Origin of the sequence: Providencia sp. 2.29, assembly GCF_015832305.1 — a bacterium.
GTDB lineage: Bacteria > Pseudomonadota > Gammaproteobacteria > Enterobacterales > Enterobacteriaceae > Providencia > Providencia stuartii.
On the sequence record NZ_CP065420.1, the window covers coordinates 1726253 to 1751984 of the forward strand.

The 25732-nt window shown below is 38.4% G+C and carries 17 protein-coding genes and 7 tRNA genes; 12 read left to right on the plus strand and 12 right to left on the minus strand.

Annotation, left to right across the window (positions count from 1 at the left end; all coding sequences use genetic code 11):
* Nucleotides 1–245 precede the first annotated feature (245 nt).
* The 7 genes from I3B46_RS07655 to I3B46_RS07685 all read left to right on the plus strand — a co-directional run bounded on the left by I3B46_RS07655 (nt 246) and on the right by I3B46_RS07685 (nt 3049).
* Nucleotides 246–321, plus strand: a tRNA-Val gene (locus tag I3B46_RS07655).
* Between the two features lie 37 nt (nt 322–358).
* Nucleotides 359–434, plus strand: a tRNA-Val gene (locus tag I3B46_RS07660).
* 34 nt (nt 435–468) lie between these two features.
* Nucleotides 469–544, plus strand: a tRNA-Val gene (locus I3B46_RS07665).
* Nucleotides 545–596: 52 nt separating this feature from the next.
* Nucleotides 597–672 (plus strand) — tRNA-Lys (locus I3B46_RS07670).
* A 29-nt stretch (nt 673–701) separates the two neighbouring features.
* Nucleotides 702–777 (plus strand) — tRNA-Lys (locus I3B46_RS07675).
* Between the two features lie 29 nt (nt 778–806).
* Nucleotides 807–882 (plus strand) — tRNA-Lys (locus I3B46_RS07680).
* A gap of 1873 nt (nt 883–2755) precedes the next feature.
* The gene (locus tag I3B46_RS07685; protein ID WP_014656306.1) at nt 2756–3049 is read left to right on the plus strand and encodes a helix-turn-helix domain-containing protein; all 294 of its coding nucleotides are present in this window, start codon (nt 2756–2758) and stop codon (nt 3047–3049) included.
* 367 nt (nt 3050–3416) lie between these two features.
* Here the strand turns inward: I3B46_RS07685 and I3B46_RS07690 are convergent, their stop codons facing one another.
* From I3B46_RS07690 to I3B46_RS22340, 5 genes are all read right to left on the minus strand, one after another.
* Complete coding sequence (locus tag I3B46_RS07690; RefSeq protein ID WP_076914141.1) at nt 3417–5144, minus strand: potassium/proton antiporter; 1728 nt, start codon at nt 5142–5144, stop codon at nt 3417–3419.
* Nucleotides 5145–5630: 486 nt separating this feature from the next.
* Nucleotides 5631–6299: a methionine ABC transporter permease gene (locus I3B46_RS07695; RefSeq protein ID WP_004921285.1), complete on the minus strand. Its 669-nt coding sequence runs from the start codon at nt 6297–6299 to the stop codon at nt 5631–5633.
* On the minus strand, nt 6296–7309 hold the full coding sequence (locus tag I3B46_RS07700) for a methionine ABC transporter ATP-binding protein (RefSeq protein WP_004921283.1): 1014 nt from the start codon (nt 7307–7309) through the stop codon (nt 6296–6298). Before I3B46_RS07700 ends, I3B46_RS07695 begins: the two co-directional genes overlap by 4 nt.
* Before the next feature lie 3 nt (nt 7310–7312).
* Nucleotides 7313–8773, minus strand: a complete 1461-nt coding sequence (locus I3B46_RS07705; protein WP_004921281.1) for an NAD(P)-binding domain-containing protein — start codon at nt 8771–8773, stop codon at nt 7313–7315.
* Nucleotides 8774–8777: 4 nt separating this feature from the next.
* The gene (locus tag I3B46_RS22340) at nt 8778–9902 is read right to left on the minus strand and encodes a CMD domain-containing protein (RefSeq protein ID WP_061063873.1); all 1125 of its coding nucleotides are present in this window, start codon (nt 9900–9902) and stop codon (nt 8778–8780) included.
* Nucleotides 9903–10116: 214 nt separating this feature from the next.
* Here I3B46_RS22340 and I3B46_RS07715 point away from each other — a divergent pair, with 214 nt between their 5' ends.
* The 4 genes from I3B46_RS07715 (at nt 10117) to I3B46_RS07730 (ending at nt 13676) form a co-directional block, all read left to right on the plus strand.
* Nucleotides 10117–10962: a MetQ/NlpA family ABC transporter substrate-binding protein gene (locus I3B46_RS07715; protein WP_227698385.1), complete on the plus strand. Its 846-nt coding sequence runs from the start codon at nt 10117–10119 to the stop codon at nt 10960–10962.
* A gap of 208 nt (nt 10963–11170) precedes the next feature.
* Entirely contained in the window at nt 11171–11908 is a 738-nt protein-coding gene (locus I3B46_RS07720) for a cyclase family protein (RefSeq protein ID WP_053110513.1), read from the plus strand.
* 184 nt (nt 11909–12092) lie between these two features.
* Nucleotides 12093–12872, plus strand: coding sequence for an SDR family NAD(P)-dependent oxidoreductase (locus I3B46_RS07725; protein WP_004921272.1), 780 nt, complete (start codon nt 12093–12095; stop codon nt 12870–12872).
* A gap of 9 nt (nt 12873–12881) precedes the next feature.
* On the plus strand, nt 12882–13676 hold the full coding sequence (locus I3B46_RS07730) for a MoaF C-terminal domain-containing protein (RefSeq protein WP_053110511.1): 795 nt from the start codon (nt 12882–12884) through the stop codon (nt 13674–13676).
* A gap of 41 nt (nt 13677–13717) precedes the next feature.
* On the opposite strand, the gene I3B46_RS07735 is transcribed toward I3B46_RS07730, so the two are convergent.
* From I3B46_RS07735 to I3B46_RS07760, 6 genes are all read right to left on the minus strand, one after another.
* Nucleotides 13718–14968, minus strand: coding sequence for an SLC13 family permease (locus I3B46_RS07735; protein ID WP_036940952.1), 1251 nt, complete (start codon nt 14966–14968; stop codon nt 13718–13720).
* A 373-nt stretch (nt 14969–15341) separates the two neighbouring features.
* Nucleotides 15342–16655 carry an NAD(P)/FAD-dependent oxidoreductase gene (locus I3B46_RS07740; protein WP_072502407.1) on the minus strand — a complete coding sequence of 438 codons (1314 nt, stop codon included), beginning with the start codon at nt 16653–16655 and terminating at the stop codon, nt 15342–15344.
* 346 nt (nt 16656–17001) lie between these two features.
* Complete coding sequence (locus I3B46_RS07745) at nt 17002–18042, minus strand: M48 family metallopeptidase (protein ID WP_104873591.1); 1041 nt, start codon at nt 18040–18042, stop codon at nt 17002–17004.
* Nucleotides 18039–19271, minus strand: coding sequence for a YjgN family protein (locus tag I3B46_RS07750; protein ID WP_004921259.1), 1233 nt, complete (start codon nt 19269–19271; stop codon nt 18039–18041). Before I3B46_RS07750 ends, I3B46_RS07745 begins: the two co-directional genes overlap by 4 nt.
* Nucleotides 19272–20767: 1496 nt before the next feature.
* The gene (locus tag I3B46_RS07755) at nt 20768–20980 is read right to left on the minus strand and encodes a HEAT repeat domain-containing protein (RefSeq protein ID WP_104873590.1); all 213 of its coding nucleotides are present in this window, start codon (nt 20978–20980) and stop codon (nt 20768–20770) included.
* Nucleotides 20981–21928: 948 nt separating this feature from the next.
* Nucleotides 21929–22003, minus strand: a tRNA-Arg gene (locus I3B46_RS07760).
* 557 nt (nt 22004–22560) lie between these two features.
* Here I3B46_RS07760 and mlaA point away from each other — a divergent pair.
* Nucleotides 22561–23313, plus strand: a complete 753-nt coding sequence (gene mlaA / locus I3B46_RS07765; RefSeq protein WP_014656294.1) for a phospholipid-binding lipoprotein MlaA — start codon at nt 22561–22563, stop codon at nt 23311–23313.
* Between the two features lie 918 nt (nt 23314–24231).
* Here mlaA and fadL read toward each other — a convergent pair.
* On the minus strand, nt 24232–25563 hold the full coding sequence (gene fadL, locus I3B46_RS07770; protein WP_102780937.1) for a long-chain fatty acid transporter FadL: 1332 nt from the start codon (nt 25561–25563) through the stop codon (nt 24232–24234).
* Between the last annotated feature and the right edge of the window lie 169 nt (nt 25564–25732).

The window sequence follows — 25732 nt, forward strand, 5'->3', positions numbered from 1 at the left end:
TCGATGTTGATGCAAATAAAATCCGTAAAAAAAGAAAAAGGATAGGCAATTTCTCAGCATAAAAATATTTTTGTTCTAATATTGTATTGGTTGGGTGATACAAAAGCTTAATTATTGGTTAAATAAGGTTCTTTTCTGGTGAATATTGGAACATCTTGCTTATTTTTACAACGAACAGAAAAAATCTATTCAAAAACCGTTGACTCAGAACGAGGGATCCCTATAATGCACCTCCATCGATGGCAGGGCGATTAGCTCAGTTGGTAGAGCATCTCCCTTACAAGGAGGAGGTCACTGGTTCGAGCCCGGTATCGCCCACCACTGTCGACGATGAAACAAGTAAGTGAAGTAAATAAATGGGCGATTAGCTCAGTTGGTAGAGCATCTCCCTTACAAGGAGGAGGTCACTGGTTCGAGCCCGGTATCGCCCACCATTTATTTACAAATATGTGAAACTTGTCATGAAGTGGGCGATTAGCTCAGTTGGTAGAGCATCTCCCTTACAAGGAGGAGGTCACTGGTTCGAGCCCGGTATCGCCCACCACTTCATTAGTTACTCGCATTTTCATAAATACTGGTTATAAAAATTAATAGATGGGTCGTTAGCTCAGTCGGTAGAGCAGTTGACTTTTAATCAATTGGTCGCAGGTTCGAATCCTGCACGACCCACCATCTTAATATTAAAATCAGTCATACCAGATGGGTCGTTAGCTCAGTCGGTAGAGCAGTTGACTTTTAATCAATTGGTCGCAGGTTCGAATCCTGCACGACCCACCATCTTAATATTAAAATCAGTCATACCAGATGGGTCGTTAGCTCAGTCGGTAGAGCAGTTGACTTTTAATCAATTGGTCGCAGGTTCGAATCCTGCACGACCCACCATCTAACCAAATCCCCTAAATCAACAATAACCACCTTATTTTCATGATGTTTATTTAAGTATCAATGAAAAACCGCATTAAAATTCTAATCAAACCCACTGTAACCGCTTTGCGATCATTGAACCCTGCTTATCGATAGCGTTTTTGTCATGTCTGCGAAGCTAGCAAACAGAGATTTAGCCAATACACCGAGCTTAATGATTTGCTAGCTTGTAAAATTGATAAATAACCACTCACATAGATAATATCACTTCAACCTCTCATTTTTATTCAATTTTGCTCTAGTGCGCAGCGTGCTAGATAAAATAACAGAAATTCATTTCTCGGATAGCTCCATTAAATTTCCCACTGTAGAGTGAGCTAAATGCGCATATCTCAGCATTTTAGTCTTAATTGACTGTTAGCTGGGCATAATAATAAAAAAACTTGTAAACGCGTTGAGTGCAAATTGAACGCAGTCATTAAACTCGCTGAAAGCAACGTCTAAACCTAAATTTAGATATTAAATATTACCCAATGTGCTAATTGATGAAAATAATCTCTTATTAACTCGAGCGTATTATCTTTGCTTTATTATCACTTACCGTTATTTTATTTAATGAAAATATTAATGATAATTAGTTTTAATATTTACAATATCGAAAAATATTCATTAAGTTGCTATTAGTCACTAATCAGGTAATTAATAAACCATCTAAAATATGTATTAATAAAAATGTTTGGTTCAAAAATGATCATCAATAAAAACTTATCAATAAATGATCGTCATTAAAAGGTGATTTTGCATGGTGTTTATTTGTCGCTGTATCTACGCTGTATATGAGTTATAAGGAAGGTAGGATCAAAAAAGGAAATAAATTTCGAATGATTATTGCTAGAAATAGTCTTCTTATTGGGCTAAGAATAATGGTTAGATAAAATCTACATTGTTACTCTTATAATGCTGTAGATGTTCTTTTTGTTGAGGATTAGATTTCATTTGTCTATATCAGATGCTAAAAACAAAAAAATTGTAGGAGTATCAGTCGAGCTTAACATGATAAAAATCTGCCGATAAAAATTTTGTAGACATAAACTCCCCATGTTTAATATATGTAAAAAATCTATAAGAAAAATATCACTTTTAGAGTGTTGTGGCGAGATAAAAACCTGTTTATTTATGGGAATTTAATTTTTTGTTTTTTGTGATATGCTTCATGTATAGCAAAGCAAAAAGATACTTAACGTTAATGTTTTGTTATGTTAGCTATGATAGCTGTAGTCTGTTTTTTTTGTGCTGCTTTAAAAATTAAGTATTTTCTGCCGATTGTAACAAAAGGACTATTGTTATAAGTTATTGATATTTAAGTTATCAAAATGATAATATGGGAAAAATTTCCATTTTTTACTTTGTTTTACAGTATTGCTGTAATTATCCTATTATGCGTATTCATAAAATGAATATTGATTTGAAAAATCATTAATAGTGTTACAGTATTAAATTATTCTGTTTATTTCTTTTATTTTTAGATTTTTTATCGGTTAAATGAGGTTAATTTAGATTATAATTCTACCGCTACCTGTTAGACTATGTCTGCATAGAACAACAACTATTAATTGTTAAACAGATTAACTTATTGAAATTAAAGAATAATACTTAGGTGGTGGGCTTTTTGTGATTCTGATAATATTTAGTTACACATTTGCAATGTCATTTTTGGATTAGTTGAAACTAATTATATGGCTAGTATATCATCCCTCTCAAGATATATGCTGAATCGTCGTTAATACACCCAAATGGCTATATCATAAATAAAGATAACAATAGAAAAACACAGAGAATCACCTGCTGATTTTTTATTTCATTAATAATATAAGTTGAAGCGAGAATGTTTATGAATACAAAATATCCTGTCGCTTGTGCAGTTGGACAAAAAATTAAATCGTTAAGAAAATCTCAAGGCTATACCGTTTTTCAGTTAGCTAAAGAGATTGATATCAGTGAGCAACAACTATTTCGTTATGAACGTGGGGTAAATCGTATAGATATTGATTGTCTAGTTAGAGTACTAAAAGTATTAGATGTAAATATGGGCGAATTCTTCAGTGAAATCCTGCAAGATGATACTCATGCTAATGAGGACAAAGAATCTAAAGGGTTTGATGACTCTATTTATTCACTCATTTAATCATCAGTTATTATGTTCCAAAGTGGAACTTAATTAAGCAATTAAAACTTAATTGTTTCAATTAAGAACATTAATATGCTAATAACAATTGAGAATTCTCTCTATTGAGTATACTGATAATTTATTGTAGCTATCTTTATTTATACTTTGCGAAATAAAAGCCCGTTTACGGGCTTTTATTTTTTGTAGCTAAGAATCTAGAAAATTATATGAGTAAAAATAACAACTCATCAAATAGTCTAAAGAAGATAAAGCTATCAACAATACACCCAGATAAAATCGCACATCCAGACAATAAAAGAGGCTGGCAGATATAAACATCAGTTAATTTCATTGTAAATCGAATTAACTGATGTTTGCCGTTGAACTAATTATCTTCTTGTGGAAGGGGCTCTAATACTGCCGTCACAATTCGAGAGCCGATCATCTCACTAATTCTTATCTGTAATGTCGCTAAGCTAATGACGGTGTCTTGTATTGGCTCATTTGCTGAAATGCTATAAATAAATTGATCCAGTGTCTGGTTATTCTCATTATCGATTAAAATGCCATAAGACTCATAAATCTCATCTAACCTTGTTGTGCCCTTTAGACTGAGCCCAGAAGTGGGTAATTCTATCGGGGTTAAATCAGGAGAGACTTGTTCAGAGAACAGCCGTTCGAGGAATAAACGATTTTCTGGTTTCAAGACGACAAACAAATGGTCATCGGCAATTAGTCTTGTTGAACCACGAGGGGGGAGCACGCTTTTACCACGAGTGATCATTGCGATGACAGTTTGGTCAGGTAGTGCCAACTGAGATAGACGGCGGCCGACAGCAGAACAGTCCTCACCCAACGTATACTCTACTAGGTCAGCATCAATTTGATCGACAGCGGTAATGTCCAAAGTTGCAGCAGGCAGTAATGGTGGTGGCTGCATTAAATTAAGTTTGCGTGCGACATAAGGTAGGGTAGAGCCTTGTAACGTCGCTGAGATTAATACCACGAAGAAAACCACATCAAAAATTAAGTTAGCGCCTGGTAGACCATAAATAAAAGGGAAGATCGCTAAGATAATAGGAACAGAGCCACGCAGACCAACCCAAGAAACCAGAGTGATTTCTTCACGACTGAATTTAAAGAATTTTAATACAGGCACGACAGCGATGGGGCGAGCGATAAAGGTGAGTACCAGTGCGATCACCAACCCTTCAAACCAGACCTCTAATAAAGAGCTTGGGTTAACTAGCAAGCCTAACATAACGAACATGATGATTTGGCTGAGCCAAGCCAGCCCATCATGGAATAAAAAGGTATTACGTTGGAAAACAAAGCGAGCATTACCAATCACAACGCCTGTAACGAAGATAGATAAAAAGCCACTACCTTGCAAGTTACTGGCTAGACCGAATGATAATAGACCACACGCCGCCACTAATACTGGGTATAACCCTGTTGCCAGTAACTTAATTTTATTAATGATCTTGATTGAAATCCAACCAACACTTAGGCCGACAAGTGTACCGATCCCCATTTGGCTAACGAACAGTAATAATAATTCGCTACCAGAAGCGCTTTGATTCATGAGGAGTTGCAGTAAGCCCACGGTTAAGAAAATTGCCATTGGGTCGTTGGTAGCACTTTCAATTTCTAACGTTGATTGTAAACGTTCATTAAGGTAGATACCCGCGTTACGCAATAGGGAGAATACCGCCGCCGCATCTGTTGAGCCGACAATGGCGCCAAGCAACAGCCCTTCAAGTAAGGGGATGCCAAGAATATAAGCCGCGGCGAGTCCGGTGATGCCCGCGGTAATTAACACCCCAAAGGTGGCCAAGGTAAATGCAGGCTTCCAAACAAGTCGAATCGATTTAACTGATGTTTGTAGGCCACCGTCGAACAAAATCAAGGCTAATGCGAGTGAACCTACAGCATAGGAAACATTCACGTTGTTAAACGCGATTTGGCCTATGCCATCTTCACCCGCTAACATTCCTATAAACAGGAACATAACAAGCATAGGCAAGCCTAGCCGAGCAGAAAGTTTGCTAGAAAAAATACCCAGTAAAATCAGTATGGATGTCAGTAATATCAGTTGTTCTATTGTTGGCATAATCAGATTTAGGTTAGAGGTTAATAAAACGCTGATGATGCAGTAGTGTTGCGTATAAAGTAATCAGCAATAAGAAGAAAAAACTCAGATTAACATGGCATTGATAATGTTTTTGTTTAAAACGACTTAAAAACATTTCCATTGACATATCATTATGATTATACAACAGATAACAACAAATAAATTGACGATTAACTGCATTTTTTTAAATTGTTATGACATGCTTATGCTATTTTTATAAGCTTTTGAACGCATTGTTTGGTGGAATCAGCGGTTTCATTTATATTTTTTTGTGGGATTTAACTTTAAAGTTAGTAAAGGTTGGCGTTTTGTGTAATTTTCACGCTAATCAATAAGCTATAAATTAGAAAAATAATTATTTAGAGGAAAACAGGCGAAAAAGATGCGGAGATTATCAATAAAATGATGCATTGGACGGAAAAGAGTAGATTGACCGATATAATCTGATATATCGGTCATCTAGAATTAGTGGAATCTTGCTTTCTTAGCAAGATAATCACCAATCATTTGTATTCCTTGAACAATAATGACTAATGTAACGACGGTGATTGCCATAGCAACGTTGTCGAAACGTTGGTAACCGTAGTTGAGTGCTAGGTCACCGACACCGCCACCACCGACCGCTCCAGCCATGGCTGTCGCTCCCACTAAAGTGATACTGGCTGCGGTTAAGCTTAAGATTAGCGATGATTTAGCCTCAGGTAAGATAAAGTGCCAAACAATTTGCCAATTGGTCGCCCCCATTGAATCTGCGGCTTCAATGATCCCCGAATGCACACTTAATAATGAGTTTTCAATTAAACGAGCCGTATAAGGTGCAATATAGATAACTAAGGGCACAATGGCAGCCGTAGTGCCGATAGAGGTGCCAACCATAAAACGTGTTAGAGGGATCATTGCAACGAGTAGAATAATAAAAGGCAATGAACGGACCGTATTGATTATTGGGTTAATAATGCGATAAACCCATTTATTTTCCCAAATCCCATCAGGGCGCGTCACAACGAGTGCAATCCCCAGTAAAATCCCCAATAGGGAACCGATAACCAGTGCAATTGAAACCATAGTGAAGGTTTCAGACATCGCGAGTAAAAATTGTTTACTCGTTAATGCGGTATCAAGCCATTGTGTCATAGTACCCCCTTATTGACAGCAACACCGCGCTGACGTAAAAATGCGATCCCTTGGTCGATATCTTCATCATGGCCGACGATCTGGACAAACATACTGCCTAACACGACACCACTTATCTCTTTCATATTGGCAAACAAAATATTGATTTTAACTTTATCCTGTAAGATCAGTTCATTCACAACGGGTTGCTGTGCGGAAGCACCTAAAAACTCTAAGCGGTAAACATTGCTTTGATGCTCTAAATTGTGCAAGACACGTTCAGGGATTTCTTCGTTAAGTACGGTACGGACAAACTTTTTTGTCGTCGGATGTTGTGGCTCTGAGAAAATCTCTAAAACAGTGCCTTCTTCGACAACTCGACCCGCTTCCATTACCGCGACACGATTACATATCTGCTCAATCACCTCCATTTCATGAGTTACCAACAAAATGGTGATATTTTGTTCACGATTAATTTTTTTTAATAATGACAAAATAGATTGTGTCGTTTGTGGGTCAAGTGCAGAAGTGGCTTCATCACACAATAAAATTTTCGGGTTATTGATTAATGCTCGAGCAATACCGACACGCTGTTTTTGTCCGCCTGATAGTTGCCCAGGATATTGGTGTTTTTTATCACTCAGCTCTACATAGGCTAAAATATCATCCACGCGTCGCTGAATTTCTTTTTTGTCGACCCCTGATAGCAATAACGGCATGGCGATATTCTGTGCAACGGTCTTCGTTTCTAACAAATTGAAGTGCTGGAAGATCATGCCGATGCTTTTTTTATGGGCTCGAATTTCAGTTGCACTATGGTGAGCAATATTTTTCCCATTAATGATCACTTCACCTGACGAGGGTTTTTCAAGTTGGTTGACGAGACGGATCAAGGAGCTTTTTCCTGCACCGCTATAGCCAATAAACCCAAAAATATCACCTTCATGAATCTGCAAATTCACATCCTGTAAGGCAGTGAGTGAATGGCCTTCTTTTTCATAGACCTTCTGAATATTTTTAAATGTAATCATCAATCACTCCACATTACTCGTTTGTGGTGTTCGCTGGCTATAGGGGAGAGCAGGTTGCCATTCATCACCTAGTAGCTCCGCTTCAGTGCTATTTTTTACCTGCTCTAAATGTTGCTCATGATGAGCGAGGTACAACTGAGCAGCGATATGTTCAGCCAGTTTCTGCGCGCCTGTATTGGTATTAGGGATCAAACCAATAAGTGGCCCCATACTTAAGGATGCAGCTAAGTTAAAGCAGTAAATATTACTGAGCTTAGGTAACTCACAATCGGTTTTAGGGAGAAATTCAAAGTGATGGCCTAAATAGGGATAGGAGGCAAACTCACTATTTTGTTCAGCTTTAGAAGGGGTATACACATCACCCCATTTACGAATAAAAGGCGCGATGTGATTAAATGCACTGTGGCGCTGCCAATTAATGCGATATCCGGTCGCTAAGATCAGGTAATCGACCACATATTCCCCTGTAGTTGTGGCGATATGCAGTTTCTTACCATTGACGTCTATCTTTTTGACCTGTGTATTAAAGTTAAAATAAGCATTTTCATGCCGAGAGACTCTCAGCGTGCTGCCATGCGGGGCCGGCGTTTTTGCTTTAGCAACATAATCACTGTAATGCCATTTTTGTGCATCGGTAAGCTGGTGATAAGCTTGAGTAAAGCCAGGGTTGCCTGCGACTTTTCCGCGATTCACCCTTGGCATATCTTTCGCTCGGATCAATAATTCAACAGAGCGCGCACCCTGTTCAAGTGCTGTTGCCGAGCTATCCATAGCACCGGCACTGTATCCTACGACCGCAATATCTAACCCTTTAAACCGGCTGTAATCACTACCGGCGTAAGAGTGCTCCCAGTAAGCAGAAGGGATCTCCGCCATAAAGCTTGGAATATTAGGTTCGCTAAAGGATTCCATACCTGTCGCAAGGATCACATGTTGTGCTTGATATTGCTGTTTACCGTTAGGTGTTGCAAATGTGAGTAGGCAACCTTGTGGGTTGACTTGAATATCAGTTAATTGATATTGATTGAAAACCACTGGCGACGTCATGGTTTTAAACCATTGTAGATATTCCCCCCATTGTAAACGAGGAATTTTATCGAGTGCTTCCCACTCATCGTCACCAAACTGAGCTTTAAACCAAGCTTGAAAAGTTAAAGAGGGTGACGCGAGTGCTGGGCCAACCACCTGTTTTGGTGAACGCAATGTTTCCATCAAGGCCGGCGTTTGCCATGGGCCTTCTTGACCTTCTGGAGCTTGATCAAAAACTATCGCATCAATCCCTTGTAATTTAAGGGCAAAGGCTGCCGTGACCCCTGACATGCCCGCACCGATAATTGCAACATCTAATTGATGGTCATCAGACTGGTTTGGCGATAATGACCAGCGGTTTAATGGCAGATTAAGGTTTTGTAGGTCTTGAGTGATTTGCTCTTCCAAAGCATTTAACCCTTTTAGCTGTGTCACGAGATCACTCCTTGTCCTGTTTAAGTTCAAATGGTTCACCGAGTGAGAGCATCAGTCGATTAGCCCAAGAGAAAAAGGCGGTTGATTGGATCAAATCAAGTAGCTCTAGCTCACTTAGCCCTAGTTGACGTAGTGTCTCAACCTGTTGATGCGTGGCTCGTATTGGTGTCGTTGATAGCGCTGTCGTGAAATCCGTAATCGCCGTTAAACGGTCATCAAAACCCTCAGCTAAAATCGCGCCTACTGGCGTTGCGATAAGCTTCTCAACATCCGCTTTATGCTCTTTGGCATATTGGCTGGCTTTACGAGCATGTACCGAAGCACAATAGATGCAGCCGTTCACCTTGCTAACCGCCGCAGCAGCAAATTCACGTTCCCAACGAGGTAAGCCGCCGAGGGTATAAAAGACGCCACGATCGATAAGCGTACGTAGTGTTAGAATGTGACTTTGATGGGCGAGCAGCAAAAAATATTCAGAATTAAGTTGGCCGAATTTTTTCATCACCTGAGCTTCATCTGCTTCTAGCGTCTGTGGATCTCTCGCTCGTAGCCATGATTCCCATCCAAGTTGATCTTGAGTGAAGGCGGTCGGAGCGGGTTGGCCTTGATGAGTGTGTGAGTTGCTATTCCATTGTCCAGCAGTAACTGGCTCAGCAGATTTGGTGATAGTACTGTTACCTTGCAATAATCTTAACCCTTCAATTAAACGGGCTTGATAGGTGACAAAAGTTATTAATTGCGCAAGTAGGATAATATCCGCTTCGTGCCACCCTTGTTCAATAAGGGCATGAATGAGGGAGTAATGAGTTTGTTTTGGCTGGCTCACCAATATGCGTAAATAGTGTTCAGCGGCTTGAAGCGCTGGCGTATTCAAGTGAGGTGAGCGCTGCCCTAATAATTGATTGTAAAAATCGGCTAGCACATGGCTACCTGTCTGTTCAGCGATAATTCGCGCAAATAAAAACTTAATTTCTCCGGTTAATTGGGGTGACGGTGCGGAAAAAATCGCTTCAAAAGCAGCTTGCGTATTTTCTGTCGCGTTTGAACGTTCTTTCCTTGCATCTGCTAAGGTAGACTCTGGTGTTATATTGATTAGCGCATCAATTAAATCATAATTTAAAATCGGCATTTCATAACTCACTTTTTTTTAACGTTTTTTATCTCCTTCATTACATATCAAGCGAATCGTTATTCGAACGAACAAATTATTATATTCATATACCTAAAAGGCATATAAAATAGGTTATATATTCTTTTTGTATTAAGTTATAACGAGATGATCTAAATAAGATGTAAAAAATATGATTATACTGGCCACATTATTTACACAGGGTCGTAACATCATGTTGAAACAAAAAATAAAATACTTATCGCTTATTGCTACCGCTGTTATTGCATTAGCTGCATGTAATGATAATAGTGAAAAGGATAATCCGAATAAAAAAGAGATCACTATAGGTTTTGGGGTTGGTAATTATATCGACCAAGTTGAGAAAGGGATTGTACCCATCTTGGAAAAGAAGGGTTATAAAGTCAATTTACGCCAATTTTCGCAAAATAGACAAATAAATCCCGCCTTTGAAGAAGGTTCTATCGATGCTTCGGTAAACCAGAGTCGTGCATATATGGAAGCTTATAATAAGAAAAATAATATTAATATGGTGGCATTAACTGATTCTCCGAGTGCACCACAAAGCTTACGTTCGAATAAACATAAATCATTAGACGAAGTGAAAGACGGTATGATCGTTGCTTTATCCAATGACCCCGTAAATGCAGAGCGCGGCGCACGTATTTTAGAAGAGTTAGGTTGGATAAAAATCAAACCGAATATCAGCACATTAACCTTTAGTGTTAATGATATCGAACCTGCTAAATACCGTTTAGATATACGTGAAACCGATGCAGCTCAGGGGTTACGTTTATTAGATGATGTTGATTTTGTTGTTGTTAACGGCAACTATGTTGCCAGCGCTGGTCAGCGTATTGCCGATGGGCTGGTTGTAGAAAATTCACCATTAGAGCATCGGGTGATTGTGACTGTTATGCAAGACAATGTGAATTCCCAATGGGCAAAAGATTTAAAAGAGGCTTTTGAATCTAAAGAATACGCTGATTACATTCGTTCTCAGTCTATTTATGATGGTTTTATTGAACCTCAAGCATGGGCTAATTATCCAAAACCCTAGTCTATTTATTATTTTTTATTATGTTACATTTGACCACCTAATATTTATATTAGGTGGTTTTTTATTTGAGTGATACGATTTTCTCTTCTATTTTTAATATGAAAATTCCTCTCTTTACTGATCTAGACAAATTGTGTTTTTTTCGTTAATTAGTTATTGAACAAGCTAAAAATTAAAAATTGAATTAACACATCATCAGGGGAATATTATGGAAAATGACTTAATCACAGCACTTAAATTATTAAAGTCAAAAACATGGGTTGATTTAACGCATCCTTTTGATAAAGATTCACCGCATTTTTTTATGTTTGAATCGGCAAGCATAAAGACATTATTTGATTATCCAGATGGTTTTTTTGCCCAACAATTTACTTTTCCAGGCCAATATGGCACACACATTGACGCCCCCTGCCATTTCGTTGAAGGGAAACGCTATCTGCATGAATTAGAACTAAAAGAGTTAGTTTTACCCCTAATTGTGATTGACCAATCAAAAAGAGCGAAGCAAGACCCTACGTTTGCATTTTCACGTCAAGATGTACTCAATTTTGAACAAGAGTACGGAAAAATAGAGCCTGATACTTTTGTTGCACTACGGACTGACTGGAGTCATCGTTGGCCATCTCAGGAGGCGATGGATAACAAAGATGCAGAGGGAAATAATCAGATACCGGGTTGGGGGATTGATGCATTGAAATTCTTATTTGAGGAAAGGGGGATCAAAGCAATAGGTCATGAAACCTTTGACACCGATGCGGCTCAGGATTTTCGTCGCCATAATGCATTATTAGGTGAATACTATGTTCTAGAGCAGGACACCTATCAAATTGAATTGATGACCAATCTGGACAAATTACCGACGAGAGGGGCGGTTATTTTTAATATTGTTGCCAAACCTAATAATGCGAGCGGTTTTCCCGTGCGTTCTTTTGCTATCTTACCTTAATGCTTCCCTTATCTTTATCAACCTGTTGTGAGGCAGGTTGATACCTTTTAGCGATAAATTTATTCGCGACCTCCGTATTTTGCTGAATATCGTTCCTTAGATCGATGGTCAACGAAGGTTATTTATTTCTATATTAATAAATAAATTAACGTTGTTTTAACAATTCCAGCGATAGGGGGGTTGAATGAACTCAAGATCCGTCATCATTACAGGAGGTGGCACAGGGATTGGTGCGGCGTGTGCGCAACTATTCACACAGCAAGGGGATCAGGTTTTTATTGTTGGACGGCGTGCAGAGCCGCTAAATGCAGTTGCACTTGAAACAGGCGCCATTGCTATCGTTGCTGATGTCTCAACTGAAACTTCATGGAACGAAATTATTTTGCCACAAATTAAGCAACATACGAGCACTATTGATGTGCTGGTGTGTAATGCAGGCGGAATGGGGTTGGGGCGTGTTGAAGATATGAATGACCAACAGTGGCATCAAGCGATGAAAGCTAATCTTGATAGTGCTTTTGCGAGTGTTCGTGGTTGTATACCCCTATTAACGCAAAGTCACGGTAATGTCTTATTTGTCGGCTCACTGGCATCGTTGGCCGCAGGTCCGGAAGCGTGTGGGTATGTGACAGCCAAACACGCCTTAATAGGATTGATGCGCTCCGTTGCACGTGATTATGGTCATCAAGGTGTCAGAGCGAATGCGGTTTGTCCCGGCTGGGTTAGAACACCAATGGCAGATGAAGAGATGCAGCCTTTAATGGAGCAGCATCAATTTACATTAGATGACGCTTATCGATATGTATGCCGTGATGTACCGTTACAGCGCCCTGCAACGGCAAAAGAGGTCGCATTGGCATGCCGATTCTTATGCTCTACTGACGCATCAATGATTACAGGTGCTGCACTGGTTATTGATGGTGGTGCAAGCGTCGTTGATTTACCTACACTCGCTTTTACTTAAGGAGCTATTATGATTGAAGAAGTGGCTTTTATCCAAGTTGGCGCATTGTCAGATGGTTTTGCTCCAGATAGCTATATTTTAGAAACCAATAACCAATTAACAGGTAAAACATTTCAATTGAGATTCGCTGAAAAAGACCGGCAAGAAGATATTTCTTTTCCAGCAGATCAACAAATTGAATGGCAAGGTGTGACAATTGATTGCCGTGTTACCTCAATTCGTTCAGGGGTTTATTTCGTCAATTTTATCTCCCCAGATGATTGGCAAGCCAGTGTTACCTTAATTATCAATGAAAAAGACGGTAACTGTGTATTAGTGCAAGGTAAACTCCCTGACGAAGCAGATATTCGCATTTCTGCCTTTAGTAAAGTAGAGCAAAATCGCCCTTTGACAGATGTCGAAGTGGAGATTTATTTTGGCACTTTAGGAGAGGCTCAACGCTCCTTACCAGCCTACACATCTGAATTAATTGGTATGCGCAATATGTATACCTATAATCCAAAAGAGCGCTATGAACATGTTTATCTTAACGAACAGTTTTATGCGTGGCATTGTTTAGATGGGGTCGAAAAGGGGTTAGCTGATGTTGACCGCTGCCACTATATTAAGGTGTCAGAGCAGTTATATTTATTTATTTGGCGTGAGAAAATTATTCCAACACTCGGCATTATCCTGATTGATTTAGATATGATGAGGACGGATGGTGGGATCATGGGGTATCAGGATCAGGCCTTTAGTGCGGTTAGCCTATTTCCCGTTGGGGCGCATGCCACTATTTTAAATAAAACCAGCTATCCGAAATAATTATTTATATGCCACTCGCTATTACGCGAGTGGCATTCTGCTTAAAGCACCAAGACTATCCATGCTGCTGCTAGTAGCATACATAATAAAGCGACGATCCCACCTGATTTGGCAAATTCCGAAAACGAAATTTTCACGCCATAAGCGGCAGCTTGTTCGACCACAATGATACCGGCAAGGCTACCAAAGACGAATAAATTACTTGAAAAACCCGAGCCAAGTACTAAGGCGGCACCTAATGAGTCGGTATTACCGCTGGATGATAAGAAAGGCACCAGTAACATTACTGCGGGGTTATTACCAACAATGGTACTTAACACACCAGTGATCAAGAAAAGTACGATAGGGTTATTTAGCTCAACACCGTTATTCCGTAAATCATTTAACATTTGCTGAGGCAATCCCGTTGATGCAAATGCAGCATTGACGACAAATAATCCCATAATCAGTAATAACAGATTACCATCAACTAATTTCAGCATATCACTTGATGCAATTGAGCGATTTAGCAATAAAAACCCAGCCGCAGTTAATGCAATAAGCTCTCTTGGAATATCACTGATGACGAAAGCGATAATAACAATTAACGTAATAATGCCCGCTTTACTGGTTTCCCATACATCAAGTTTTGTTGCAGGATCAGTAGATGGAGTAGGGGGGGCCGCGGCTCCATCCACGGATGTTTTCGCCAGATACCAACGGTTCCGATAAAGAAAAACTAAAACAGCCCAAGTCAGTGGTAATGAGAGTAAGGCTGGTACAGCCGAAGCCTGGAGTAACCCAACAAATGAAATATCTAGCCCTTGGGCTGCGATCATATTTTGTGGGCTACCGATCAAGGAGCCAGAAGCGCCATTATTTGCAGCAAAGCAAAACCCTAACAAAAAAGGGACAGGGTTTAATCCCCGTGACAATGTAATAGAAACTAATAATGGGGTCATTGCCACCACAACAACATCATTGGTCAATAAAGCAGAAAGTAAACCACCTACAGCAATGAGTACAGCGAGTAACACAGGGGCACTGACTTTGAGCATGGCAACGCGGTTTGCCGTCCAGCTATAAAATCCAGATACGACAAAAGAGGCGGAAACCACCATCAACCCAAATAACATGCCAATAGTACGATAATCGATCGCATTCCATGCTTGAGGAGGGGTAATACTACCAACAGCCATCATGGCTAAGGCACCAATAACAGCAGCACCGGTTCTATCCACTTTAAAACCGGGGAGCTTACCAAACCCCATCGCAATATAAACAAGTAAAAAGATAATGATTGTGAGGCTCATAAACCATTCACTCATATTAGTAAAATTACGGGTAATTTAGCGGTGAAGGATCAATGAAGCAAGTTAGAATAACCTTTAAATAATAATAAGTTGTGAAAAGTCATTTAATGATAATCCTAATCAGTCTGGGTTAAATAAAAAATATTCGATGGATGGCGATCATAACCGTTGAATAGCATTCACAGCAGGTTTATTGGGCAAAGGTTCAATCACATAACGTAGGCTATGGTGTTAGCATGAATAGGCAGCAAATTGCAGTAAAATTTCTTACTGATGGGAAACCAATGGTCCAATAAATGACGCGATAAAAGGGTTCCATTGGTTAGTGCGGAATGTAGATCAAACTAGAATGGGAGAGTTCACTCGATTGCCATTATACTTCCGTTCTCCCAATATATCTTTCTTTCAGTAATGAGGCGTGGATTGCAATATCCAATATCGGTGATGGTGGCAAATAGTTCGCTTGCCCAAGTTGCTGCATGGCATCAATTAAAGGGTTATCAATTCCTAAAGCATAATCTGCCAATAATGTTCCTGCTATGGTTTGTTTTGAGATCCCAGCGCCATTACAACCGCCCGCGCTATACACGCCTTTCATGAGTTTGCCCCAAATAGGAGCACCATTTCTGGTAACGCTGATTGTACCGGACCAAGTATTTGTTATCGGAACGTCGGCTAATTGCGGGTAGATTTTATTGAATAGCTGTTGATGCTGTTGTGTCACTCGATAAGTTTGTTCTGCACTGATCCGCCCACATATCGCAGGGGTAACATGCTGGCGGATCAATATACGCTGATCTTTGGTATAGCGTAACGTTGCGCCAGCAATAGCATTCACAGGTGTTAAGCCCCAGCTCTTCATCGCTGGTAAGCGTTGTTGTTGTTCGAGAGAAAGTGGGGCTGTGATACTGGCAAATGTCGCCATTGCTGCTTGGTTATGATTAATTGGTGTTAATTCTCTAGAGAGTGCATTCGTTGCTAACATAATGTTTGCTGTACGAATATTGCCATAAGGAGTCAGTACCTGTATGGTGGCGCCAGGCTGTATTGCCATAACGGGAGTGTAATTATACACTTTCACATTCTCAGGTAATGAGCGTGCTAAGCCTACCACCAATTTTGCTGGATTAACGAGAATTGAATTTGGTGTGTATATCCCTTTATGATAAAAATGCGTACCTAATTTGTGATAGAGCATCTCCTTATCGAGTAATTGATAAGGTTCACTCATTGTATTGAGATTATCGACATACTCTTGTAAAACACGTTCATTCTTTTTATCAACTTGGCAATGATATTTGCCGGCACTTTCCCAGTCACACTCAATCGCAAACTGTTCAGTTAATGTCGCGAGCTGATGAATGCCTTCTTCAAGTAATGTGCGATAAAATTGGGCTTTCTTTAGTTCGGCCGTTGAACTGCCAATATTATGAGGTAACCCAATAATAAATCCTGAATTTCGAGCAGATGAACTTTCGGCTGCCGTTGCGCAATCAAGGAGAATAATTTTAAGGTTCGGATTGTTGTGTGCAAGTCTTCTTGCAAAAGATAAACCCGCGTAGCCGGAACCTATAACTACCCAATCTGCGTCGGTATTTTGATTTAAGGTCGGATATCGGGGAGTGCGTGAAGTTTCATTTAACCAACCATTTTCGTTTTGATTAAATGGCACGGATGCGTATTTCATCTAATTTTGCCTAATAATATCTTGTGCTAGCGACGATATATGATGGGTATTGACATCATAATCAAAAGGTTAAATAACACTTAAAGATCATGACTATAACGTAAATTTGATTTTTTGATAGTGAAGAAAACTCAATTTCACATAAAACAGAGCGATGCTCGTGTGGTAACAGAGTGGTAAAACGCGGCATATTGTTTTCATAAACGCTATCTATATCGAACGTATAAATATTCCATTAATAATCAGTTATATGTTGATTTTTTTACCAATAAGGCAAATAGAGAATCTCCATATTATTGGGGATTCTCTATTCAGTGATTGATAAAAAGGGATGTTAGCGAGGTGATTAGTGTTTTTTATCCTGACTATAGGGTTTAGATGCATCTATCGCATTTAAGCGCTCTTTCCATAGAGGATGGGTACTTAATAGCTTACTCTTCATTTCAGGTGATATGTTAGCCAGCTTGATAAATATTGATTCCATCATCTCTAAAGGGCGTTCTTGTTTTAACATATACTCAATAGCAAATTGGTCAGCTTCTAATTCCATATCCCGAGAGTAGCTCAATGTCATTAATTGATTACCTGAATTTAACAATATGTCTTCAATCCCTGATGATTTGCGCAGTATCCACATGCTGACAAATTTTAACGATGATGAACTCACTAAAGAATTCATTATATGATGATGATAATGATGGCCCATTTCATGTAATAAAACGGAAACAAGTTCATTTTCATCTTCAATTAAGTTAACTAACTCATCAGTAATGATGATTGTACCGTCAGTTAATGTTAATGCGTTGGCTTGTTTCGGGTAGTCTCTAAAAATAAGCCGTGGTTTTAAATCATAATTATTAAATTCTTGAGGTGTAATTCTTTCAAATAGCGCCTTAAGTTCTTGCTGCTTTTTTAATGGCAATTTACTTGGTTCAAGTACACTTTCATCTAAGAGTACGAGTGTTTCTTGGCCAAGGTGCATTTGAATTCGAACAGGAGCCTCTTTAGCAATAATCGATGCCATTGATGGTAGAAAGAATTGGAAAAAGAGATATACCATAGGAATAATACAGGCTAGTAAATACAGGCTAGCCATTTTATAACGTTCTAAAAAGTGAATAACACCAAAATGGAGTTTGCCTTTTTTCAGAACGAGTTTGTTACGTAAATGTTGCTCTTTATCACAGGTAAAACATCCACCATCAGAAAAATAGATAGAGTCTGGTAGTGTTCCTAGTGGTTTTGATAAATGAATATCTTGGTATAGATATGTTTTAACTTCATCGTTAACGTGAAGAGTAATTTGATGCTTATCATTATCTAACTCAATAAAGGCACTGTGTTTCAGTGCCTTTTTATTATAAGTATATTCACCCGCTATGTTCACAACGATAATCCAAAGTCGAAGGAATCAAGCGTTTCATCATGAAAAGAATTGGAGTGAGTCTCATCATGAGCGAGTTCATTCTCTAGAGACATATCGCCTGTAATTTTAGTGTTCATGGCGAAATATCGTGCATGGCGAATTTGAGCAATAGGCGTAGCTAACCCTAGCGTAAATATAATAATAAGACTATTAGAGAACAGTAAAATTAGGTAAGAAAAATAGGTGATGGATGAGCTAAATTTTAGCTCGTTACTGAATTCTAATTTATTGAAAAACTCACGTCTCATCATGATATGAATGTAACTATAAGAGAAGAAAAACCCTACGTATAAGTATAAATATATGAATAAAAACAAAAAAACAGGTGGTTCTAACTCACTGAAGTTGCTTTCGTGTATGATAACGGTTTTTATCATAGAGATGATGCTAAACCCGCTTAAGATGATGAAAGGAACCAGTATTAAAAAAGCGATACTATAAATTTTAGCCACTGCCCGATAATTCATTTTTAGCTTAAATGCAGATTTGCCAAAGTAAAAGTTATTTGCGAAATACTCATACAATTGTTTGGTTCTTATTGCAAAAATGGCATATAAAGAAATCGCTATTAATAACAAAGTCGCGTATGTGCCGATAAAGTATCTACTCAGATTTATATGTTCATTGGTATTCGCTGAACTAAAGATAGCGATTAAACCTATGACTTGTCCTACCAAGAATGAAAAAGCAATTGCACCTAATAAAAGTAATAATGGAAGGATAAAAAAGTACCAATACCCTTTTTTATAACTGCCGAGAAAATTAAATCTTACATTTCTATAGCTTGTCATAATGGCATGGAAACGACATGAGCGAATAATAAAGTAAGGTAGCATCAAGAAAAACAGGGACAGAATAACATATGCTATTGGTTGGAAAAGATAGTTAACGGCTAAATATAATGCAAAAAAGAAAAATATAATAAGCCTAGATACTAGAATCCTTACAGGTGAAGCATGATACTCAAGACGTGAGCCATTAACCTCAGTATTACCTAAGAAGTAGCGTCGGGTTCTGACGGTGGCCCAAGCTGAATATATACCTAGAGTGAGTATCGTCAATAAAACATTCACTATCCATATAAAGAAATACTCAGTATTGTCACCATGAAATTTAACATGATGAACTTGACTACGTATATCTTCCTTTTCAATATCGATATCCAAAAGGTTTTTTGTTGCGTTTTCCATAAGGTTACTCTATTTATGTTTTATTTACAGTGTGCTGGGGATATAAAAAGTAACTTACATTTTAAAACGCTATACGTAGACAATTAGGCTGAAACTAATGAGATATAACGCATAGTGATGTGTATTTAGATGAAAATGACAGTGGTTAGTGAATTTTCAAGTATAAAATACAGCAAGCTAAATATGATACAACGGTTTATTCGTTAAAAATGTAAATTCCCAGCTTTACCAATCACAAATTTTGTGACTTAATCTAAATTATTATTAAGTAAAACTCAATATAAATAAATCATCATATGAGAATTTTTATCTTCATAAAGGGACAACTTATGGTTGTTTATTAGCTTTAATAGAGTAAAAGAGTTAATTCAAGAATTATCCTATTTTGAGTGAATGTACTGTATGATTCATCACTTTATATGGGACATGTCTGGATTTGATGATTTTTATCATGAAATGGAAAGCTTTCTTTTTTTAGATTATTGGGACTGCCGATACTATAGTGGTTCATTTATAGCGAGTGACAATAGCATTTTTGATTTATCGACTCTGTTGGTTCAACATTGATAACAGTAAAAATCTCTTTATCTAAGGAAATAAAAATGATAGGTCGCACAGTTAATAGGGAGTGCAACAACTACCAGAGACAAAAAATATATTCCATCGGGATAGAGGATTTGTATTGATGTTACTTAGCTAATGAATAGTAAAAAATACGGATACGTTATTTAGATTAGAAGATATGTAATTTCAGATATTAATGATGGTTACTTTCACTCTCCACACAAAATGGAGAATGAGTTAGAAGTAAGAAATATCCGAACGTTGTAAGGTAATTTATATCCCTTTAGTTAAATGGACATAACGAATCCTTCTTAAGGGCTAGTTGTAGGTTCGATTCCTACAGGGGACGCCATGATAAGCGGAATAGGTGATAAAAGGTAATTTGAGTTTGTTGAAATGCGTATTAATAATAATTTTTACTAAGCAGTAATCCCTTTCGTGAGGCTGTTATTAAATGCTATACATAATACAAAAGCTCATAAAATGTTTTAGATGCGTTATCAGAAAAAACAGTGATAAACTTAGACGTTGCAAAGCATTGCGTTAGGCAGGTGAATGTATTCATGGAGGATGCTATTTATCCTGTAATTAGATTTATTTTCTATCGACCCAAACTTCGTGGATTAGTCGGGATAGCTAAACCAGCTCCTTAATGAGTAGGCTTCGCCAATGTAATGATAGTGCGTTATGGCATTCGTTCTTCTCGCTCATATCTTAGCGATGGCGTAAACTTATTTTAACTTAAATGCGGTTGTATTGTGTTTTTTCACATATCGGAGATGGTCATGTCGGCTTCGTTATTGACAAAACAGAATCATGGAGATACCGCACGACCTAATGTAGCAGTTGAACAAGATTAGTGATGATAGCTGAGAACGAACAGCAGGCGATGTATTTGCTAAATTACATTAGAACGGAGTGTTTACAATAAGTTAAAAGAATTCTGCAAGCTTACTTAAGGCTTTTATGGCTGAAATTGCCACATCCTTATTGGGGTCCTTGCACAACTCAATAAGCCTAGAAATAGCAGTTTGCTGTTCAATCGTTGCCTTGTAATCTCCGAGAGCGGTGATTGCGGCTATTTTAACATCGTCATTACCTCTATTTGTTAATTCAACGAGTGTATGAATTATATTATTTTCCATATAACTTACCTTCAAATCCATATTTGATTTCTCATTTTGATATATTAAATGGAATTAAAGAATATTTTCATTCATTTATTGAGCACTAAATGAAATTAATTGTTATTTTAACTCGGAATATGTTTGGAATCTAACTTAAACGGGTAATGGATGTCACAGTGCTAGGATTTAGTTAAAGCAATGTGGGGCCTTGAATAACATGCCTTTGAGGAATCAATCGCTTTTTGATGGGGGGCTTGATTAATGTTGTCTATTAGCTATGGTGGCTAATAAAAGTGACTTTGAGATGAAAACCTTTTACACGCGCGCAAGCAACAAGGAACAGTGTTAACTTATTCATGACGAGATGAAACCGGAAAAGAGGCCGAAAGTAAAATACAGGCTTGACGTATAAAAAATGGTTTAGAGGGTATTAGCAGGCAAGTTGATTACTATTGTTAGTGCCTAATGTGCTAATACGCTATGCGGTGATGTAAAGCCGACAAAACACAGCCAATGCCGCAGTAATGCTAGATAATTGATAGCATGAAGAGCTGAACAGACTTAGCCACATTAGGGCATTGATACTCAATGTCGATTAATGGTGTACAAGAGAAAATCATTGCTGCTATAGGGTAACGGACAGAATTTGTCAGAGCAGTTCCAGTTTTGTCGTGCAGCAAGACACGCAAAACTAATGGCAGGATATAACTCGATAGTATGAAGTTTTTCTTTTTATCGAGTCTATTAAAACTTTGCGCCAGTGGACGATACATTAAAACATCAACCATCATCATCGGTTTGTTTATAGGCGTTATCTTGGAATTACGTTTAGTTTCATTGGGGTAATAAAAGTGTGTGAGACCCCATATTCCCCTGAGAAATATTTATTCAGTTTAGTATTATTTAACTCAACGGACAGGTAAAGCAGGTTTTTAGTGGGAGGATAGCGGGTTTATTGGCTTACAGTGGCGTCCCCTGCAGGAATCGAACCTACAACTAGCCCTTAGGAGGGGCTCGTTATATCCATTTAACTAAGGGGACATAAATTATGTTACAACGTCCGGCATTCTACTTCTGACTTCTAATTGAATCAAGTTGTTACGTGGAATTTCTTTTATAAAAGAGTAATAAACTATAGTTTTAGGTGATCTTTTGCTCGATATGTTAATGAAACTATAAAAACACGTAATGTTATTATTGAGGGTAATTATGGCGTGAATCGCTCATCCTATGCAGGGATAAGCCGTAAATCGAGATTCGCATTTTTGCGCTGAATAATCATTTTTGATGAGTAATGCTTAGTAAACTCAGTGAGCGCCGATGTTTATCGCTTATCTTAAAAAGCCCATTCTAAGCCTCGTGAATACTGTACTGTTTATTACTCCATTGTAACGGATACAGTTAGCCAATCGTGCATTTGATCACTTTTCTTATAAAAACAATATACTTAATAATGTATACTTAGCGTTATGGTTGCTTGGTCATATTGAGCACTCAAATTGGTTAACAATTATATTTATTTGGTTTTAATATAAACGCATTGGTTTATAATTTGAATTGAAGTGCCATGGCTGGTGGTACAGGGAATGGAGAGTATTATGAAGTTTCGCATGAGTGGCGTTCTTCTTGCGGGGGTTTTGCTTGTTGGGTGTTCAAGCTCAATTAATCCTGAAACTCAGGAGCGCTCAGATCCGCTTGAAGGTTTTAACCGAGCGATGTTCAATTTTAACTACAATGTGTTAGATCCCTATATCTTAAGGCCGGTTGCCGTTGCTTGGCGCGATTATGTACCTATGCCTGCACGAAATGGTTTAACGAACTTCTTTGTCAACCTTGAAGAGCCAGCCAGCATGCTGAACAGCTTTTTACGAGGTGAAGTCAGCCAAGGGTTTAAACACTTTAACCGTTTCTTCCTTAACACCGTCTTTGGTGTTGGAGGACTCATTGATGTAGCTTCAATGGCTAACCCGCAGTTAGCAAAAGAAGATCCTAAACGTTTTGGTAACACATTGGGTTACTATGATGTAGGTTATGGTCCTTATGTGGTGTTACCTGGTTACGGTAGTTTTACACCACGTGAAGAGGGCGGTAATTTAGTTGATGATCTTTACCCAATGTTGAGCTATCTGACATTCTGGATGTCGGCAGGTAAATGGGCCTTAGAAGGCATCGAAACGCGTTCCCAGCTACTCGATTCGGATGGATTGCTGAAAAATTCGTCTGATCCTTATTTGTTGATGCGCGAAGCATATTTCCAGCGAAATGATTTCTTATCAAGTGGTGGGGAGTTAAAAGCGACGGAAAATCCAAATGCCTCAGCTATCGAAGATGATTTAGATTCTATCGATTAATGACAGGAAGCTATCACTCTCTTTTGCTATGTATGGCATCAGAGAGTGATAAGAGTATTATTCATTGCCTCGTTTTCCTCGAGAAGTGATTGCATCAATCAGAGCAATAACACCTAAAACACCAATAAAGCCAACCGTAAACAGTGTTCCCATAAATACCTCCTCTCTATATCGTCATATTAACCTCTTTAGAATTAACGGTTAGCTTACGATTATTGCTTAAACGTTAATTTATTTTTCCTATATGCTAGCGGCGCTACGCCGAACCAGACAATGACTACATTGTACTAGGCGTAGTGACAAGAACATGCAGGGTGTGTGATGTTATGAAAATGAATTGCAAAACTATTTACAACGAAGTGATCGAGAAAGAAGAAATTGAAATAGTTTTACAGTGATAAGCCCGATAAATCATTAGTTAATACTAAGATAACATTCAAGCCACAATTTAATTTATAGATTTACAGGGATAAAAGTCAAGAGCACTTCAGGTCTGAACGGCCTCAAACTCACTTTTAAGGGGATTTAAAGTAGTGTATTTTTCTGTTTTAATAATTAATGGGTATTTATTTTCAAGAAAACTGAATAGATATTAGTTAATTATTTTGTGTAAAGGTAAATTTTTGGTGCGAGAGTTTTTATTTCTATTTGTCCGTGTTTTAGGTTTATTGCAGCTACGACATATAAGATGGAGACAGTAACTAGGTTAACACTCTTTTTTATCCTTTTAGGACTAAAAAGAGAGATTGGTGCCAATTAAAATGAGTTATCGTTTTCATTAATGACGTTCAGAAGATAATGGGAGAATCATTTTAACGATTATGTTCCTTAAACAAGAAACCCCATGTAGAAAAGCATGGGGTTAGCTAACGGTTTGGCAGAGGGATCATCCCCTGTTATTTATTTGCATCGACACAATTAGAATGTGTAGTTGAAGTTCACACCATACAACCAGGCTGACCCTTCAGATTTAAACTCATAAGCAGGAAGTGGCAGTGCGTTAGTTTCTACTAGCTTCTCAGATATGTTGACTTTTTTACCGTACATATAAGAAATACCCAAGTCTACAGAAGCATTTTCATTAAATGCATAGGTTGTACCCGCACTTAACCAATAGCGATCTTGGTCTGGGATGGAAATTGAACGGTATTTTGTCGGTACAGGGCTTTCGTCATAGGCGATACCTGTACGGAATGTCCAGTTATCATCATAGTAATAGGTTGTACCTACTGCGAAACGCCAAGCATCTTTAAAGTTTTCAGCCTTGTGGAATAATTGCTTTCCATCACTACTACGATATGCTGTTAAATCTTTGAATTCACTCCAGCCAGTATAAGCTACGCTGTAGTGCAATGCCCATTTTGGAGCAACTTTATGGTAACCTGAGAACTCCCAAATATCAGGAAGGTTTAGGTCAAGCTTACCTTTGATTTTTTCACCATCAGTGCCGACAATACCAGCGCCATTAAGGTAAGGGTTATTACTTGGAAGGTCATTTGAGTACTTACCATCTTTAAACTTGACGGTAACTTTAGAACGATAGGTTAAACTAAAACGGTTATCTGGATTGAGTTCGTAGAGGATACCTGCGTTCCAGCCGTAGCCCCAATCATCGCCTGTCAGTTTTGCCATTGTGGTACTAGCAGGAATAGGTGGTAATCCAAGTTTTGGTGTTAATTTACCTAAATCACCTGCATGGCGAGTGATTTCAGCATCGGCATAAACCGCATTGACACCTAAACCAAAACTAAAGTTATCATTTAAACGATATGCACCACTTAAATTTAAGTTGGCTGTTTTCAGGTCAGTTTTACCGCCAATAGGGCCTGCTGCATAGTTTTTACTAAAGTCAGTTGCGAGGCCAAAGTTGGTGGTCATTGATGTACCTACCGCCCACTTATCATTGATAGGGAAAATGAAATGCGCGTTAGGCACGAGAGCGCTTGGTGCAATATCATTTGCGGTTAAGTTACTGCCTAAAGGAGATGCTCCACGCCCTTTAATATCAACACTTGGGTCAATATAAACTGCACCGACTGAAATGGCTGGGCGATCAAATAACATCATTGCAGCAGGGTTACGACTACCTTCACTTGCGTTGTCACCGAGTGCGCCGGCTCCCGAAAATGCACGTCCGAGCGCAGATGTGGAATATTCATTAAGCAAAAAACCAGCGGCGCCCGCATTAGATGAAACTATTGCCACTGCTATTGCTAAAGCTGATCGAGTAAATAGGTTTTTCTGGCTCATGACCAAAACCCTCTTGTTTATTATGTATATTAGGCGACTTCTATCGCAAGAAGCGCAGAATTGTAGGGTCGCTTGCCTCTATGACAAATCAGACCAGTTACTAGAGTATAGGTCTGACCACCTCATATGTTGCAAGCATGTTTTTCGTTTATATGCAAATTGTTTTCAA

Bases quoted from the DNA above. Each gene is read 5' to 3' on its own strand.
- I3B46_RS07685 (WP_014656306.1), top strand. From the start codon at position 2,756: ATGAATACAAAATATCCTGTCGCTTGTGCAGTTGGACAAAAAATTAAA.
- I3B46_RS07690 (WP_076914141.1), bottom strand. From the start codon at position 5,144: ATGCCAACAATAGAACAACTGATATTACTGACATCCATACTGATTTTA.
- I3B46_RS07695 (WP_004921285.1), bottom strand. From the start codon at position 6,299: ATGACACAATGGCTTGATACCGCATTAACGAGTAAACAATTTTTACTC.
- I3B46_RS07700 (WP_004921283.1), bottom strand. From the start codon at position 7,309: ATGATTACATTTAAAAATATTCAGAAGGTCTATGAAAAAGAAGGCCAT.
- I3B46_RS22340 (WP_061063873.1), bottom strand. From the start codon at position 9,902: ATGCCGATTTTAAATTATGATTTAATTGATGCGCTAATCAATATAACA.
- I3B46_RS07715 (WP_227698385.1), top strand. From the start codon at position 10,117: ATGTTGAAACAAAAAATAAAATACTTATCGCTTATTGCTACCGCTGTT.
- I3B46_RS07720 (WP_053110513.1), top strand. From the start codon at position 11,171: ATGGAAAATGACTTAATCACAGCACTTAAATTATTAAAGTCAAAAACA.
- I3B46_RS07725 (WP_004921272.1), top strand. From the start codon at position 12,093: ATGAACTCAAGATCCGTCATCATTACAGGAGGTGGCACAGGGATTGGT.
- I3B46_RS07730 (WP_053110511.1), top strand. From the start codon at position 12,882: ATGATTGAAGAAGTGGCTTTTATCCAAGTTGGCGCATTGTCAGATGGT.
- I3B46_RS07735 (WP_036940952.1), bottom strand. From the start codon at position 14,968: ATGAGCCTCACAATCATTATCTTTTTACTTGTTTATATTGCGATGGGG.
- I3B46_RS07740 (WP_072502407.1), bottom strand. From the start codon at position 16,655: ATGAAATACGCATCCGTGCCATTTAATCAAAACGAAAATGGTTGGTTA.
- I3B46_RS07750 (WP_004921259.1), bottom strand. From the start codon at position 19,271: ATGGAAAACGCAACAAAAAACCTTTTGGATATCGATATTGAAAAGGAA.
- I3B46_RS07755 (WP_104873590.1), bottom strand. From the start codon at position 20,980: ATGGAAAATAATATAATTCATACACTCGTTGAATTAACAAATAGAGGT.
- mlaA (WP_014656294.1), top strand. From the start codon at position 22,561: ATGAAGTTTCGCATGAGTGGCGTTCTTCTTGCGGGGGTTTTGCTTGTT.
- fadL (WP_102780937.1), bottom strand. From the start codon at position 25,563: ATGAGCCAGAAAAACCTATTTACTCGATCAGCTTTAGCAATAGCAGTG.